This is a genomic window from Variovorax sp. AC103 (assembly GCF_979254005.1).
Genome location: NZ_CEEDFC010000002.1, coordinates 254,502 through 270,434, shown reverse-complemented (window position 1 = coordinate 270,434; position 15,933 = coordinate 254,502). Strand labels below are relative to the sequence as shown.

At 68.8% G+C, this 15,933-nt stretch carries 15 protein-coding genes; 11 read left to right on the top strand and 4 right to left on the bottom strand.

Annotated features, from left to right (window positions below; all coding sequences use genetic code 11):
- Nucleotides 1-9: 9 nt before the first annotated feature.
- Together AC0IYU_RS03910 and creD are read right to left on the bottom strand one after the other, a co-directional pair.
- Nucleotides 10-1,314, bottom strand: coding sequence for a glycoside hydrolase family 3 N-terminal domain-containing protein (locus tag AC0IYU_RS03910; RefSeq protein ID WP_472113261.1), 1,305 nt, complete (start codon nt 1,312-1,314; stop codon nt 10-12).
- On the bottom strand, nt 1,311-2,783 hold the full coding sequence (gene creD, locus AC0IYU_RS03905) for a cell envelope integrity protein CreD (protein WP_472113259.1): 1,473 nt from the start codon (nt 2,781-2,783) through the stop codon (nt 1,311-1,313). Before creD ends, AC0IYU_RS03910 begins: the two co-directional genes overlap by 4 nt.
- 204 nt (nt 2,784-2,987) lie before the next feature.
- On the opposite strand from creD, the gene AC0IYU_RS03900 reads away from it, so the two are divergent.
- From AC0IYU_RS03900 to AC0IYU_RS03865, 8 genes are all read left to right on the top strand, one after another.
- On the top strand, nt 2,988-5,057 hold the full coding sequence (locus AC0IYU_RS03900; RefSeq protein ID WP_472113258.1) for a VIT and vWA domain-containing protein: 2,070 nt from the start codon (nt 2,988-2,990) through the stop codon (nt 5,055-5,057).
- 26 nt (nt 5,058-5,083) lie between these two features.
- Nucleotides 5,084-6,022: an exosortase Q gene (gene xrtQ / locus AC0IYU_RS03895; protein WP_472113256.1), complete on the top strand. Its 939-nt coding sequence runs from the start codon at nt 5,084-5,086 to the stop codon at nt 6,020-6,022.
- Nucleotides 6,003-6,572 carry a hypothetical protein gene (locus AC0IYU_RS03890; RefSeq protein ID WP_472113254.1) on the top strand — a complete coding sequence of 190 codons (570 nt, stop codon included), beginning with the start codon at nt 6,003-6,005 and terminating at the stop codon, nt 6,570-6,572. Before xrtQ ends, AC0IYU_RS03890 begins: the two co-directional genes overlap by 20 nt.
- Before the next feature lie 95 nt (nt 6,573-6,667).
- Nucleotides 6,668-7,861, top strand: coding sequence for a biosynthetic peptidoglycan transglycosylase (locus AC0IYU_RS03885; RefSeq protein ID WP_472113253.1), 1,194 nt, complete (start codon nt 6,668-6,670; stop codon nt 7,859-7,861).
- Nucleotides 7,858-8,616, top strand: coding sequence for a GNAT family N-acetyltransferase (locus AC0IYU_RS03880; protein ID WP_472113251.1), 759 nt, complete (start codon nt 7,858-7,860; stop codon nt 8,614-8,616). Before AC0IYU_RS03885 ends, AC0IYU_RS03880 begins: the two co-directional genes overlap by 4 nt.
- 59 nt (nt 8,617-8,675) lie before the next feature.
- Complete coding sequence (locus AC0IYU_RS03875) at nt 8,676-9,572, top strand: pirin family protein (RefSeq protein ID WP_472113249.1); 897 nt, start codon at nt 8,676-8,678, stop codon at nt 9,570-9,572.
- A gap of 74 nt (nt 9,573-9,646) precedes the next feature.
- Complete coding sequence (locus tag AC0IYU_RS03870; RefSeq protein ID WP_472113247.1) at nt 9,647-10,726, top strand: flavodoxin family protein; 1,080 nt, start codon at nt 9,647-9,649, stop codon at nt 10,724-10,726.
- 147 nt (nt 10,727-10,873) lie between these two features.
- The gene (locus AC0IYU_RS03865) at nt 10,874-11,452 is read left to right on the top strand and encodes a Spy/CpxP family protein refolding chaperone (protein WP_472113244.1); all 579 of its coding nucleotides are present in this window, start codon (nt 10,874-10,876) and stop codon (nt 11,450-11,452) included.
- Between the two features lie 68 nt (nt 11,453-11,520).
- On the opposite strand, the gene AC0IYU_RS03860 is transcribed toward AC0IYU_RS03865, so the two are convergent.
- Nucleotides 11,521-11,949, bottom strand: coding sequence for a serine/threonine protein kinase (locus AC0IYU_RS03860; RefSeq protein ID WP_472113242.1), 429 nt, complete (start codon nt 11,947-11,949; stop codon nt 11,521-11,523).
- 224 nt (nt 11,950-12,173) lie between these two features.
- Here AC0IYU_RS03860 and AC0IYU_RS03855 point away from each other — a divergent pair, with 224 nt between their 5' ends.
- From AC0IYU_RS03855 to AC0IYU_RS03845, 3 genes are read left to right on the top strand one after another with little or no spacing between them, the layout of a single operon-like run.
- The gene (locus tag AC0IYU_RS03855) at nt 12,174-12,962 is read left to right on the top strand and encodes an endonuclease/exonuclease/phosphatase family protein (RefSeq protein WP_435439818.1); all 789 of its coding nucleotides are present in this window, start codon (nt 12,174-12,176) and stop codon (nt 12,960-12,962) included.
- A 27-nt stretch (nt 12,963-12,989) separates the two neighbouring features.
- Nucleotides 12,990-14,255 (top strand): cardiolipin synthase ClsB, encoded by a 1,266-nt coding sequence (gene clsB, locus AC0IYU_RS03850; RefSeq protein ID WP_472113240.1) that lies wholly within the window; start codon nt 12,990-12,992, stop codon nt 14,253-14,255.
- A gap of 22 nt (nt 14,256-14,277) precedes the next feature.
- Entirely contained in the window at nt 14,278-15,249 is a 972-nt protein-coding gene (locus tag AC0IYU_RS03845) for a lysylphosphatidylglycerol synthase domain-containing protein (protein WP_472113237.1), read from the top strand.
- Here AC0IYU_RS03845 and AC0IYU_RS03840 read toward each other — a convergent pair.
- Nucleotides 15,240-15,815 carry an acyloxyacyl hydrolase gene (locus tag AC0IYU_RS03840; RefSeq protein ID WP_472113234.1) on the bottom strand — a complete coding sequence of 192 codons (576 nt, stop codon included), beginning with the start codon at nt 15,813-15,815 and terminating at the stop codon, nt 15,240-15,242. The genes AC0IYU_RS03845 and AC0IYU_RS03840 overlap by 10 nt on opposite strands.
- Between the last annotated feature and the right edge of the window lie 118 nt (nt 15,816-15,933).

Below are 15,933 nucleotides of genomic sequence, written 5' to 3'. Positions count from 1 at the left end.
GAAAGCTAGCTAGCGAAAGGATTGGAGCCGCTGCGCGTTGCGGCGTTCCAGCATCTTGAGATCGAGCGCGACGCGCTGCGCGCCGGGGCCTGCCGCCTGGTGCGCGCAATGCATGGCATCGAAGTACTTGTCGTGGTCGAAGGCGATCAGCAGGAGGTCCACCCCGGCGTCGATGGCCCGGACAGTGGCTTCGCAGAGACCGCGGTTGTAGGCCGCGCCCATCGTGAGATCGTCGGTGACGAGCAGGCCCTGGTAGCCCCACTCGCCTCGAATCAGCCGCTGCACGATTCTGCGCGAGAAAGAGACCGGGTACCGCGCATCGAGTTCCGCAAGGATGACATGGCCCAGCATGATGGCTGCGTCAGATTGTTTCGACACTTCTTGAAATGGTTTCCAGTCTTGCGCGGCCAGGCGGGCGACCGGTGTGCGCAGTTCAGCGGCGAAATGGTGGGTGTCCGCGGTCACGCCGGCCAGGCCGGGAAAGTGCTTCAGCGTGCCGCGAACGCCAGCGGATTCAAGGCCTTGCGCGTAAGCGAGCGCCACCTGCGTGGTGACGGCGGGGTCGCTGGAGATGGCGCGGTCTTCGATGCGGGTGTGGAAATCCCAGCGGCCCGGTGCACGGCCCGGCCGCAGGTCGACCACGGGGCTGAAGTTGAGCGTGACACCCAGAGCCGCGAGCGCCCTGCCCTGTTGCGCACCGTAGGCACGCGCGCGTTCGGAGAGCTGGCCGTCGGGAACGTCCGCGTCGAGCAGGGTGGACAGCGCGGGCTGGCGTTGCACCAGTGGCGACAGGCGCGAGACGCCGCCGCCTTCCTGGTCGGTCGCGACGACGAGCGGCGGCAGGCCGGCGTCGCGGCGCAGCGCCTGAAGGCCCCGGATTTCGTCGCGCAGTTGGTCGGCGGTGCGGCCCCGCACGTTGCGCCCCGTCACGAAGATGCCGCCGATCAGTCCCTTGCGCGCGAGTTCGCGCAGGTCGTTCGCATCGTCGTAGCCAACGATGAAGTGCGCGCCCAGCGTTTGCGCGGTGGGGCCCGACATTGCAAGGACTTCGGCGTGGTGCTGGCGAGAAGCGGCCTCGTTGCACACCGCCGTGAGCAGCCCCGTGCATGCGAGGCCCAGTGCCACCGGGCGCAACGCGCCGCGCGCGAACCGCCATGCAATGGCGCTGCTTGCGGCCAGCGCTGCAAGCAGCAGGGGCAGCTCCCAAGCGCGCATGAAGAGCAGGTGCGGGTCCTTCAGGTGCCAGGCCCAGAACCACAGCGTGGCCAGGGCCAGCCAGCCCAGCGCACCGGCGATGGCCCGCAGCAGCTTCATGCCGCCTGTGCTTCGGCGATTGCGGCCGGCGTCGCTTCGTTCGCCTTGTTTTGCCGCGACAGCGCATACCAGTCGACCTTGCGCGTGACCAGCATCAGCACGGCCAGCATGCCGAAGATCAGCAGCGCGCCGAGCAGCAGCGCATTGCTCTCCGAGGCCAGCAGCCCGTAGAGCGCGCCATACAACAGCGCCACGAACGCACCGAACGACAACCCGCGCCGCCAGCCTTCGAGCACCGCGCTGAAGTACACCGCCAGCAAGGCGACGCTGGCCGTGGCCGCGCCCGCATACGCCATCCAGAAGGCGAACTTTTCCGACAGTGCCAGCAACAGCAGGAAGAACAGCGCGATCGACAGTCCCACCAGGCCGTACTGGACCGGGTGCAGGCGCAGCTTGCGGAACAGTTCGAACATGAAGGCGGCCATCAGCACCAGCCCGATGAACAGCATGCCGTACTTGCCCGCGCGCGTGCTCATCGAATACACGTTGATGGGCTGTGCCAGCGACACGTCGAAGGTCTGCAGCGCGCCCAGGGTGCGGCGCGCGCGGCCCACCGGTTCGGAGTCGCTCTCGGGGTCGCCGCCGCGCCCGGCCAGGCCGCCGCGCACCTGCTCGCGCGCCGAGGTCACGAGCGAGGACACGCGCCAGCGCGCGTCGAAGCCTTGCGGCGTCACGCTGCGCTCGGCCGCGAGAAAGCGGCCGCCGAAGCTCGGGTGCGCCCAGGGCGAACTGAGGTGCGCGGTGGTTTCCTCGGCAATGGGCGCAATGGCCAGCGTGTCCTGCCCGACGAGGCCGAGCTTCATTTCGAAAGACACGGGGGTGTTGGCCTGCCATGCCGCCAGCGCGGCGCCGGTCAGCGGCGCGTGGATGCCGTCGGCGAACCAGGCGTCGTCGGCGATGCCCGGCACGCGCTGGCGAAAGCGCAAGGTCTCGCCGCCCATCACCAGCGCCGGTGAGCCGTCGAGACCGCGCAGGTCGCTCACGTTGAAGGCGATGAAGGGGGTCTTGAATTCGATCTTCGAATCGGTCTCGCTGCGCTGCACGGCCTTCGGGTCGAAGGCCGCGAAGCCGCCGCCGAGCGTGGCGTTCAGCGTATAGAACGGAATCTTGAAGATGCCGCGGTAGCGCTCCTGCGGCGCCATGGTGCCTTCGATGTGCAGCTTCTCCGGGAACACCACGTGGGCCATTTCCTTGGCTCGCGCTTCCTGGCCGATCACCTTGCCCTGCGCATTGCGCTGCGGCTCCATCCAGCGCTCGACATACGGCACCAGCAGCAGCGGGCCGACCATGGTCTGGCGTCCGGCGTAGGTGGCGGCGAGTTCCTGGGCGGCTTCGCGCTGGCTGTCGCCGCGCGCGCGGTTGAGCGAGTCGATCTCCGCCAGCGGAATGCACAGCAGCAGCACCAGGAAGAACAGGCCCGCCACCTTGACCAGCATCGAGCTCTGCAGGGCTCTCAGGAACTGAAGCATTTTTTCTCTCCTCGTTGTCAGGGAAGCCGCGATGCTCGCCGCGCGATCCGAAGGCCGTGTGAAGCGCCCGCGCCGCACGGCTTCACACAGGCTTCACACAGCGGCGAATTCAAGGGTTTCGACTTCAAGGCGTCTTCCTACTGCCTTCTCCTGGGCTGGCGACAGTTGCCGCTGTGCAAGTTCGCACGGACAAGGACCCCCGCCATGGATGCCCACACCACCCCACGCCCCGGCCGCTGGCTCTGGCTCGCCACCGTGAGCCTGGCGACCGCGGGCTTCATCGCCATGGGCGTGCGCCCGGCCCACGCGCAGGAAGCGCCGGCCGGCGCGCGCCTGAAGACCGAGAGCCCCTACTTCTTCGTGAAGAGCGACGACCCCGCGGTCGACCGCCTGCCGCTGAAAGGCACCGAGGTCTCGGTGAAGATCTCGGGCGTGATCGCCGACGTGACGGTCACGCAGACCTACCGCAACGAAGGCCGGCGCGCCATCGAGGCGAAGTACGTGTTCCCCGGTTCGACCAAGGCCGCGGTGAGCGGCCTGAACGTGCGCCTGGCCGACCGCCTCATCACCGCGCAGATCCGCGAGAAGCAGCAGGCGCAGATCGAGTACGACACCGCGAAGAAGGAGGGCAAGACCGCAGCCCTGCTCGAGCAGCACCTGCCCAACGTGTTCCAGATGAACGTCGCCAACATCCTGCCCGGCGACGACGTGAAGGTGGAGCTGCGCTACACCGAGCTGCTGGTGCCGCAGTCGGGCAACTACCAGTTCGTGTTCCCGACCGTGGTCGGTCCGCGCTACAACAGCCCGCAGTCGGAGAACGCGCAGGCGAAGTGGGTCGCGCAACCGACGCTGCCTGCACCGGCCTCGGGCACGACGCCCACCGCCAGCTTCAAGTTGAAGGCCAGCATCGACACGCCGATGGGCCTGAAGGAAATTCGCTCCGCCACGCACACCATCGACGTGAAGAAGAGCGACGAAGACCAGCACGCCGACATTGCGCTCACGGCCGACGGCCGCCCCGCGGACAACCGCGACTTCGTGCTCGACTACCGCCTGGCGGGCGAGAAGATCGAGTCGGGCCTGATGCTCTACAAGGGCCAAGGTGAGAACGCGGAGAACTTCTTCCTCGCGATGGTCGAGCCGCCCAAGGCCGTGGCCGCCAGTGCCATTTCGCCGCGCGACTACATCTTCGTGGTCGACATCTCGGGCTCGATGCACGGCTTTCCGCTGGACACAGCCAAGACGGTGCTCGAACGCCTGATCGGCGGGCTGCGCCCCAGCGATACCTTCAACGTGCTGCTGTTCTCGGGCAGCAACAAGATGCTGTCGCCCAGGTCGGTGCCGGCCACGCGCGCCAACATCCAGCAGGCGCTGTCGACCATCCAGAACTACAGCGGCAGCGGCAGCACCGAGCTGATTCCGGCGCTGAAGCGCGTGTACGCGGAGCCGAAGGAAGACAAGGTGTCGCGCACCGTGGTCGTGGTGACCGACGGCTACGTGACGGTGGAGCGCGAAGCCTTCGAGCTGGTGCGCAACAACCTGTCGAAGGCCAATGTGTTCGCCTTCGGCATCGGCGCTTCGGTGAACCGCAGCCTGATGGAAGGCATTGCGCGCGCCGGCATGGGCGAGCCCTTCATCATCACCGACCCGGTGCAGGCGCCCGAGCAGGCCGCGCGCTTTCGCCGCATGGTGGAGTCGCCGGTGCTCACGAATGTGAAGGCGACCTTCGGCGGCCTCGACGTGTACGACGTGGAGCCGCAGGCCCTGCCCGACGTGCTCGGCGAACGCCCGGTGATCGTGTTCGGCAAGTGGCGTGGCCAGCCCAAGGGCCGCGTGATCATCGAAGGCCAGAGCGCCAGCGGCCCGTACCGCCAGGAAGTGCGCATCGACGACCGCACCCGCCTGGACACCGCGGCGCTGCGCACGCTGTGGGCGCGCCACCGCATCCAGAGCCTGAGCGACCAGGAAACGCTCGAAGGCAGCGCGGCCTTCAAGGAGCGCATCACCGAGCTGGGCCTGAAGTACAGCCTGCTCACGCAGTACACGAGCTTCATCGCGGTCGACAAGGTGGTGCGCAACCTGGCGCCGCAGGACAGCGCGTCGGTGAACCAGCCGCTGCCCCTGCCGCAAGGCGTGAGCGAGTTGGCGCTCGGTGCCGAAGTGCCGAGCACGCCCGAGCCCGAATCGCTGGGCGCCATTGCCGTGGTGCTGTCGATGCTGGCCATGCTGCGCCGCCGCGCACGCCGCAACGACGCGCGCCGCTTCACGTCCTGAACAGAAAAGAGAGAGAGAGAAGACCCATGTCCTTGGCAACGCTCGCCCACCGCCACCCGCGCATCGTGGACTGGGGCATCCACATCGACCGCACGCCGGCCGCCGGCTGGCTCGCGCTGCAGTTCGCCGCGCTGGTGCCCACCTGGGCCTGGATGGTCCAGCGCATGCGCGACGGCTCCGACGATCCGATGGGCCTGCTGGCGCTGGTCGCACTCGCCGCGCTGGCCTGGCATCGCCGGCGCGAACTGCGCGCTTCGCCGCGCCTGGGCTGGCTCGCGCTGGCGGGCGCGGGCACCGTGCTGGCGACGCTGCTGCGCACCGGGCTCGGCCTGGTCCCTGCGCTGCCGCCGCTGGCGGCGGGCCTGATCGCCGTGCTGGCGCTGGCCTGCGGCCTGCTCGCGTTCCTGCCGCGGCGCGTGGCGGCGCTGCCGGTGGCCGGCCTGTCGGTGCTGGCGCTGCCGCTGCTGTCGTCGCTGCAGTTCTATGCCGGCTACCCGCTGCGCGTGGTCACCGCCGAGGTCAGCCGCTGGCTGCTGGCGCCGGGCTTCGAGGTGGCGCGCGAAGGCGCGACCCTGACGATCGACGGCCGCCTGGTGATCGTCGATGCGCCCTGCTCCGGCGTGCAGATGGTCTGGCTCGGCTACTTCACGGCCTGCGCGGTCGCGCTGTGGGCCGGCCGCAGCGACTGCGGCTTCGTGCGCCGCCTGCCGATGGTCGGCCTCTTCGTGCTGGGCGGGAACATCGTTCGCAACAGCGTGCTGATCGCCTTCGAAGGCGCGGGCCATCCGCTGGCGCCCTGGGCGCACAACGCACTGGGCCTGCTGGTGCTGGCCGTGGTGTGCGGCGCCATCGCCCGGCTGATGGTGCCGGTGCGTCCCGCGCCTGAACTTTCCGAACATCCCGGACAACCCATTCCGGGCCTGATCACCACCCAGGGAGGCCGCCGTGTCGACACCGTTCTTTGAGCGCTGGTTCGCCAACCATTTCATCAACCGCATCGGCCACAAGTCGGCCTTCGCGCTGGCGATGGTGCTGTGCATGGGTTGGTCGCTCACCGCGGCGGTGCGCGCGCCGGCCGAGCCGGTGGTCGCGGCCACGTCGCACGAATGGCCCCGCGAATGGGACGGTGCGACGTTGCGCCCGCTGGCGCTGAGCGAGGTCGAGCAGCGCTTTGCCGACAACTTTCCCGGCGCGATCGGCCGCATGACCGACGGCACGCAGACGCTGGTGATGCGCGCGGTGACGCAGCCCACGCGCATGCTGCACCCCGCGGTGGACTGCTACCGCGCGCTGGGCTACCGCATCGAGCAGGCGCGGCTGGAGCGCGATGCGCAGGAACGCCTGTGGCGCTGTTTTGTTGCGCAACGGCACGGCGCGCAAAAAATCCGCGTCTGCGAGCGGATCGTGGATGCCCGGGGCACGGCTTTCACTGACACTTCAGCCTGGTACTGGGCGGCGGCCAGCGGCCAGTCGCATGGCCCGTGGCAAGCTGTCACCGTGGCGAGACCGATCTGACAAACGAGCCTGTGAACGAGCCTGTGAAGAAGACCCTGCGATTTGTGCTTTATGGCCTGCTGGCCCTTGTCATTACTGCGTGTGTAGCTATCTTTTTGATAGTCAAGCTCGCGCTCGCGCCCGCCGCCGGCGAGTGGAGCACCACGGTGAAGGCCGGGCCGCTGAACTTCGAGATCGGCGTGCCGACCGCGGTGCGGGTGGCCACCTCGCCCTGGTTCGCGCCGTACCTGAACGGGCGTTCGCTCGACACCCGCTTCGGCACCGTGCGCTTCGCCTGGAAGCCGGCCGGCGAGCTGCTCGAAATGCAGTGCGTGCCCTGCAGCGCCGAGGTGTCGGCGCTGGGCACCGAGCCGATCAAGGTCGAGCGCCTTGTCGCCACCGTCAAGCGCGACGGCAACATGCTCGCCGGCACCTTCGAAGCCATGCCGCTGAGCACCGACACCACGCCGCTGCAGGGCCAGTGGGACGGCAGGCTCGCACCCAAGACCCTGCATCTCAACGCCAGCGTGCAGGACGCGCCCATCGCCCGCTGGTACGCGGTGCTGGTGCCCACGCTGCCCGAGCTGCAGCGTGCGCGCATCGGCGGCACGCTGGCGCTGCGTGGCCAGCTCGCGCTGCCCGAGGCCACCTTCGCAGTGCAGCCGGCCATCAGCCAGTTCACGGTCGAGGGGCTGGGCACCGAGGCCATGCTGAACGCGCGCACCAGCTGCGGCCCGTCGGCCAAGCTCGGCAACGACAGCTGGCTGGCGCGCGCGGTCATCGCGGCGGAAGACCAGCGCTTCTTCACCCACACCGGCTACGACCTGACCGAGATCCTCGCGTCGATCGACAACAACCAGAAGCCCGGGCAGATCCGCCGCGGCGGCAGCACGCTCACGCAGCAGCTGGCCAAGCTGCTGGTGACGGGCAGCGACCGCACCGCCGAGCGCAAGCTGCGCGAGCTGCTCTACGCGGTGGAAATGGAGCAGACGCTGGGCAAGGCCCGCATCCTGCAGCTGTACCTGGACAACGCGCCGTGGGGCGGCAACCTCTGCGGCGCCGAGGCCGCGGCGCGCCGCTACTTCAAGCGCAGCGCACGCACGCTGGAGCCGGCGCAGGCCGTGTGGCTCGCGGCCATGCTGCACAAGCCGCAGGCCGTGCTCGAACAATGGCGGCGCGACGGCCACGTCGACGCCGAGCGCATCAAGTGGGTGGCCGAGGGCATCCGCGGCATCAGCCGGAACCAGCGCGAGGCGCTGCTCAAGGGCGTGGCCGCGGCGAAGTTCACGGCGCCCGAGGCCACCCCATGAATCCCATGACCCTGAACGTCTCCGACATCGAAGCCATCGAGCGCGCCACCGTCGCGGCCGTTTCGCCCGACCTCACCGAGGAGCTCGACGGCTGGCTGCTGCCCTTCGCCGACGGCACCGTGAAGCGCGCCAGGTCGGCCGTGCCGCTGCACCGCGGCGCGGTCGATGCCGCCACGCTCGACCGCATCGAGCACCGCTACGCCAGCCGCCAGGCCGCGACCGCGCTGCGGCTGGCCGACGCGCCCTGCTTCGAAGGGCTGCGCGCCGAGCTGGAACGCCGCCAGTACCAGGCGGACGCCCCGACCTGCGTGCAGGTCGGCTCGGCGCAGCGCATGCGGCAGGTGGCCGCGCCCGGCGTGGCGCCGGCCGACGTCGACAGCGCCCCCGACGACGCGTGGGCTGCCTTGTTCCTGGGCGAGGGCTTCGACCCGGTGGACGGCGCGCACCGCGTGCGCATGTTGTCGCGCGCCAAGGGCACGCTGTACGCCAGCGTGCGCGAAGGCGGCCGCACGGTGGCGGCCGGCGCCATGGCGTTCGGCCACGGCTGGGCCAGCGTGCACGGCATGCGAACCGACAAGGCGCAGCGCGGACGCGGCCTGGCGGGCCGCGTGCTGGCCGGGCTGGCGCAGGCGGCGCTGGCGCAGGGGTTCGAGCGGGTGTTCCTGCAGGTCGACGCGGCGAACCCTGCCGCGCTGGCGCTGTACCGGCGTGCCGGCTTCGAGACGCGCTGGCAGTACAGCTACTGGACGAAGTAAGAAGACCACGCCGACGTGCACGGGTGGCGCCGGGCGCGGGTTAGTGCCACCATGGCCGCATGACGAACGCCAACCACCACGCCAACCACCCCACCGATCCCGTCGCCGTGCCGCGCGGCATCGACCACATCGTGGCCGGTGTTTCCACCAGCGACGGCGACGGCGTCAAGCTCACCCGCGTGCTGCAGCAGCCGCTGCAGAAGCGCCTCGACCCGTACCTGATGCTCGACGCCTTCGGCAGCGACAACCCGGGCGACTACATCGGCGGCTTTCCCAACCACCCGCACCGCGGCTTCGAAACCGTCACCTACATGATCGCGGGCCGCATGCGCCACCGCGACAGCGCGGGGCACGAGGGCTTGCTGGAGAACGGCGGCGTGCAATGGATGACCGCGGGCCGCGGCCTCGTGCACAGCGAGCTGCCCGAGCAGGAAGAAGGCCTGATGGAAGGCTTCCAGCTGTGGCTCAACCTGCCCGCCAAGGACAAGATGCGCGAGCCCTGGTACCGCGACATCCAGAGCCAGGAGATTCCCGAGTTCACCACCGCCGCCGGGGTGCATGTGCGCGTGATCGCCGGCACGAGCCACGGCATCGAGGGCGCGGTGCGGCGCGAGCACACCGAGCCGCTGTACCTCGACGTCACGCTGCCCCCGGGCGCCGAGTTCGCGCAGCCGCTGCCGCCCGAGCACAACGTGCTGGTCTACGTGTTCCGCGAATCGCTGTGGATCGCGGGCAGCGAGATTCCGACGCGCCGCATGGCCATCCTCGCCAACGACGCGGCCAGCGACGGCGTGGTGCTGCGCGCGGGCGCCACCAACCACAGCCCGGCGCGCGCGCTGCTCATCGCGGGCAGGCCGCTGCACGAGCCCATCGCGCAATACGGCCCCTTCGTGATGAACACGCAGCAGGAGATCAAGCAGGCGATGCACGACTTCCAGAACGGCAAGCTGGGCTGATGTAGTCGGCCGCCTACCGAAAGACGGCATGGGGCACGGACGCGGCCCGGCGCACGGCTGCCTAGATTGCAGCAATGCCCCCCACGATCCGAAAAGGACAGGCGCCTGACACGCTGCAGCGCGCCCAGTTCCATGAACGCTTCATGCAGCCTTTCCAGGACCCGGCCTTCCAGGCCGAGGCCGAAGCGCTCAAGCGCATCGAGCTGGTCGCGTGGGAGGCCTATGCGGAAGGCCGCAAGGCACCGGTCACGCGCAAGGCCGGGCCGGGCTATGCGGATCCCGACTACGACCTGTCCGTCGACTGGCTCGAGGCGAAGGCGCGCATCGATGCGGCGCAGGCCGCATGGGGGCTGCCGCAGACGCGCTCGCGCGTGCTGCTGGTGAACGGCTCGCCGCGCAACGACGGCACCTGCCCCGGCGAAATCTCCAAGACATGGCGCATGGCCGAACTGGCGCGCGAAGTGCTCGAAGGCAGCGGCCTCCAAGTCGACCTGCTCGACCTGAGCCTGGTGACCTCCGAGTACGGCCGGCAGATCCATCCCTGCAAGGGGTGTGTTTCCACCGCCATGCCGCTGTGCCACTGGCCATGCAGCTGCTACCCGAACCATTCGCTGCGCCAGACCGGCGACTGGATGAACGAGATCTACGAACGCTGGGTGTCCGCGCACGGCGTGATCCTGCTCACGCCCACGCACTGGTACCAGGCCACGAGCCCGCTGAAGCTGATGATCGACCGGCTGGTGTGCGCCGACGGTGGCAACCCCGACCCGAGCAGCACCCACGGCAAGAAGCCCGAGGAAGCCAAGGCGCTCGAGCTGGAAGGCGCCGGCTGGAGCTACCCCAAGCACCTCGACGGCCGCGCCTACGGCGTGGTGGTGCACGGCGACGTGGCCGGCGTCGAGAGCCTGCGACGCAACCTCTGCGACTGGCTCGACTGGATGGGGCTCGTCGACGCGGGCACGCAGGCGCGGCTGGACCGCTACATCGGCTACTACGAACCCTACGCCACCAGCCACGATGTGCTGGACGCCGATACCGACATGCAGGAAGAAGTGCGCAACGTGGCGCGCGCGGTGGCCCGCGCCGTGGGCGAGTTGCGCGCCGGCAAGCTGCAGCCGCCCGACCGGGGGCTGAAGCGCCCGCGGCCCAAGTAGGGAACGCACGCCTGTCCGGCCCGCGGTGCGGTGTTCACCGTTCTTTACGCAAGCTCACGCCGGGCTAACGGATGCGATACAGAGGTCTTCCACACTTCATCTCACCTGCTGCCCATCGGCGGCAGTCTTCGAAAGGAAGCACTTCTCATGATCTCTCTTCGCCAACGCATCGTCTGGGCCAGCCTGCTCGGTTCGGCCGCCCTCGCCTCTTCGGGCGCCTTCGCTCAAGCGCCGGTCGCGCCCTCCGCAGCCGCACCCGCCGCCGCGGTGGCCCAGGCCGACAACGCTGCCGCGCCCAAGGCGCAGCACAAGCGCATGGACCCCGCCAAGCGCATGGAGCGCATGCAGGAGCACCGCGCCAAGCGTCTCGCCGCCCTGAAGGAAAAGCTCAAGCTGAACGCCGGCCAGGAAGGCGCATGGAGCACCTTCACCGCCGCGAGCCAACCGCCGGCCGGCGCCCGCCCGCCGCGCATGGACCGCGCCGAGTTCGCCAAGCTGACCACGCCGCAGCGCTTGGAACGCATGCAGGCCCGCCAGGCCGAACGCAGTGCCATGTTCGCCAAGCGCGCCGAGGCCACGAAGACCTTCTATGCCGGGCTCACGCCGGAGCAGCAGAAGACCTTCGACGCCGAGACCGCGCACTTCGGCGGTCATGGCGGCCCCCGCGGTCATCACGGGCACGGCGGCCCTGACGGCCAGCGCGGTGCGGCACCGGCCAAGGGCTGATCCTCGCCAGGTGAAAAAAGCCCGCAGCGCGAAAGCGCTGCGGGCTTTTTCTTGCGTGCCTGGCCGGGTTACTTCGGCGTGCCGGTCTTGTCGGTCGGGTTCGTCGCCACGTCCGGGCGTTCGCCCTTCTGGCCGAATTGCGGCTTGACCTTGCGGCCGGTCTGGCTCACTTCGGCGCGCGACATCTCGCCGGTGGGCTGCGGCATGGCATTGGGCTGGTGGTTCAAGGTGGTGCTGGCTTCACCCTTGGGCACCATGCTGTTGGCGTTGTTGCGGTTCTGCACGCGGGCTTCTGCCTTCACGGCTTCGCGCGAGGCCGGCATCGAGTTGTCGGGGCGCTGCGGCGGATTGGCCACGCCGGCCGGCGTCATGGTGCTGGCCTCGCCGCCGACCGACGGGTTGGGAGCGGCGGGGATCGACGTGGTCTGCGCCATGGCCATGCTGGCGGTGCCCAGCAGTGCGGCAAGAACCGTGGCGTGAAAAGTGGATGACTTCATGGTTGTGCTCCTTGTGCCTTGTGGCTTGTCTCGGTTTGGATGGATGAAAACGCGGGCTGCTTTCTCCAGGCCCTGAAATCACCGTAGGAGTGCCGAAATCCGTGCCGTGTCGGGCTGTGGCAAGCCTGCCTGTAGGAGGTCGCGCCCCAGGCCTGAAAGGGGCGCGAGAAGGTGGCCCGTTCCTACAGTCAGGGTGCGTTCAGCAACGTACAACCCATGCAACGATGTCTTCCTCGCCCATTCCATCCGCCGACGCAGCGCCAGTGACCACCTCGTTGAAGGTCATGACGGTGAACACCCACAAGGGTTTCACCGCGCTGAACCGCAAGTTCATCCTGCCGGAGTTGCGCGATGCGGTGCGCACGGTGGGGGCCGACGTGGTGTTCCTGCAGGAGGTGCTGGGCACGCATTCGCGCCATGAGCGCAAGGTGAGCAACTGGCCCGAGGCGCCGCACTACGAATTCCTGGCCGACACCATGTGGCCGCAGTTCGCCTACGGGCGCAACGCGGTGTACCCCAAGGGCCACCATGGCAACGCGGTGCTGTCCAAGTTCCCGATCGTGCATTTCCGCAACCACGACGTGTCGGTGAGCGGGCCGGAGAAGCGCGGCCTGCTGCATTGCGTGCTGCGCCTGCCGGGCCGCACGGTCGACGTGCACGCGATCTGCGCGCACCTGGGCCTGGCCGAGGCGCACCGCCAGCAGCAACTGGAGCTGCTGTGCCATATCGTGCGCGACGAGGTGCCGCCCGACGCGCCACTGATCGTGGCCGGCGACTTCAACGACTGGCGCGGCCGCGCGCACGAGGTGCTGGAGAAGGGCGCCGCGTTGCGCGAAGTGTTCGTGCAGGCCAACGGCCGCGCGGCCAAGACCTTTCCAGCGCGCTTTCCGGTGCTGCAGCTCGACCGCATCTACGTGCGCAACGCCGGCGTGCATGCACCCGTGGTGCTGCCGCGCCGGCCGTGGTCGCACCTGTCGGATCACGCGCCGCTGGTGGCGAACATCGACCTTTGAGTTTCCCGAGGTTTTGCGAGCATTCCCATGAACAACAACCACTGGATCGGTGGCAACCGCATCGAGTTGCTCGAGAACGGCGAGCAGTTCTTCCCTCGCGTGTTCGACGCCATTCGCCATGCGAAGCGCGAAGCCATCGTCGAGACCTTCATCCTGTTCGAGGACAAGGTCGGCCTGCAGCTGCACGCCGCCATGCGCGAAGCCGCGCAGCGCGGCGTGAAGGTCGACCTGATGATCGACGGCTTCGGCTCGCCCGACCTGTCGCGCGAGTTCATCGAGGGGCTCACCTCCGTGGGCGTCAAGGTGCGCGTGTTCGACCCGGGCTCGCGCTTCATGGGCCAGCGGCTCAACGTGTTTCGCCGCATGCACCGCAAGATCGTGGTGATCGACGGCGAGCGCGCCTTCGTGGGCGGCATCAACTACTCGGCCGACCACCTGATGGACTTCGGCCCCAAGGCCAAGCAGGACTACGCGGTGGAGCTCGAGGGCCCGATCGTCGCGCAGATCCATCAGTTCGTGCTGCGCGCCATTGCGCTGGGCGGCAGGGGCGCGGGGTGGTTCCGCCGCCGCCTGAAGCTGGCGCCGCCGGTGCGGCAAGACCATGCCGGCGACGCCGACGTGATGTTCGTCACGCGCGACAACCGGCGCCACACCAACGACATCGAGCACCAGTACCGCGCGGCCATCCGTTCGGCAAAAGAGCGCATCGTGATCGCCAACGCGTACTTCTTCCCAGGCTACCGGCTCATCAAGGAGTTGCGCCGCGCGGCGCGCCGCGGCGTGGACGTGCGGCTCATCCTGCAGGGCGAGCCCGACATGCCCATCGTGAAGACGGCCGCGAGCATGCTGTACCACCACCTCCTGCACGCGGGCGTGCGCATCTACGAGTATTGCGAACGGCCGCTGCACGGCAAGGTCGCGCTGATGGACGACAAGTGGAGCACCGTGGGCTCGAGCAACCTCGACCCGCTGAGCCTGTCGCTCAACCTGGAGTCGAACGTCATCGTGCGCGACACCGCCTTCAACGGCGTGCTGTGGGAGCGCATGGACCAGCTGATGCGCCACAGCTGCAAGCAGGTCGAGGCGGCCGACCTGGCCAGCGAATGGAGCGGCTGGCGGCTGGTGCGCAGCTTCTTCGTGTTCCACATCCTGCGCTGGTATCCGGCGCTGCTGGGCCGCCTGCCGCGCCACGTGCCGCGCCTGACGCTGGCCGAGGCCACCGACCTGGCCAGCCGGCGCGACACCGGCCTGAGCAACCCGACCGGCGGCGCCACGCAGACGGAAGCCGCCTGAGGCCGGGCAGGAGCGAGCGGACATGAGCGCCATGGCCCTGTCCCGCACCGCCTGGTGGCCCTGGGCCCGCCGTGTGGCCGTGTGGGGCTTCTTCGCGCTGATCGCCTGGCTGCTGGTGACGCAGGCGCGCACCATCGACTGGGGCGAGGTGCTCGGTGCGATCCGCGCGTTGCCTGCGAGCGCGCTGCTGGCCGCCGGCGCGCTGGTGGTGTGCAGCTTCGCGCTGTACAGCACCTACGACCTGCTGGGCCGGTACGTGACCAGGCACCGGCTGGGCACGGGCACGGTGATGGGCGTGACCTTCATCAGCTATGCGTTCAACCTCAACCTGGGCTCGCTGGTGGGCGGCGTGGCGTTCCGCTACCGGCTGTATTCGCGCCTGGGGCTGGGCAACGACACCATCACGCGGGTGCTGGGCTTCAGCATGCTGACCAACTGGTTCGGCTACCTGGTGGTGGCGGGCGCGGCGTTCTGCTTCTGGCCGCTGGCGCTGCCGCCGGGCTGGAAGATCGGCAACGAGGGGCTGCGCATCCTGGGCGCGGCGCTGCTGGCGGTGGCGCTGGCTTACCTGTTGCTGTGCGCCGTGGCCAAGGGGCGCGTGTGGCGCGTGCGCGGGCATGCGTTCAAGACGCCGGGCCTGCCGATGGCGCTGCTGCAGCTGGCGATGTCGTGCGCCAACTGGTCGCTGATCGGCGGCGTGATCTGGTTCCTGCTGCAGGGGCAGGTCGGTTATGTGCACGTGCTCGCGGTGCTTCTCGTGGCCGCGGTGGCCGGCGTGGTCACGCACGTGCCCGCGGGGCTCGGCGTGCTGGAGGCCGTGTTCGTCGCACTGCTGGGGCATGCCGTGGCAGAGGCGCAGTTGCTCGGGGCGCTGCTGGCGTACCGCGGCCTGTATTACCTGCTGCCGCTGGTGGTGGCCACGCTGGGCTATTTGTTCACCGAGGTACGTGCCAGGCGGCTGCGCGAGGCACCCCGGAGTTCACTTCAGAAGTGATAGGTGTAGCGCAGCCGCAGGAAGGTCTCGCCCGGGTTCGGTTTCTTGATGCCGGCATTCGAGAAATGCTGCACCCGCAGTGACAGCTCATGCGCACCGTTCTCGCCGAAGCTGCGCCCCACGCCCAGCACCTCGGTGAATTGGAAGGCGGTGCTGAAGCTGCGGTCGGGCGTTTGGTAGACGTGGTCCATCAAGCTGCCGCCGATGCCGCCTTCGGCAAACCAGGGCGAGCTGCCTTCGCCGAAACGATAGCGCCAGGTGTAGAGGGCGCCGATCTGTGCATAGTTGCGCGGACCGTCGCCGAGTGCCGGCGCATGCCAGTTGCTCAGGAACACGTCCCAATAGCCTGTCAGTGGGCCTTGCTGCGCCGTGCGGCCCGGCCACCAGGGAAAGGTCATGCCCGCCGTTGTTGTATTGGTGCTGCCCAGTTCGCCATGGGCCGCATGGCCTGCGTCGAAATAGATGCCAGGTGCGTTGTCCTGGTACGCGTTGGCTGCCGTGCCCAGCACGCCGAACAGGGCAACCAGCGCACTGTTGCGCAGCGGAGCGGAACGGCGAGATCTCATGATGTGGCTCGTGAATGCATGAAGCGGAATGAAAGCGACATGATCAATTTCTGGCGCGTCAGGCATTCGCTCGGCACGTAATTTCCACATCCAAAAGTAGGACTATTGCGCCAACAAT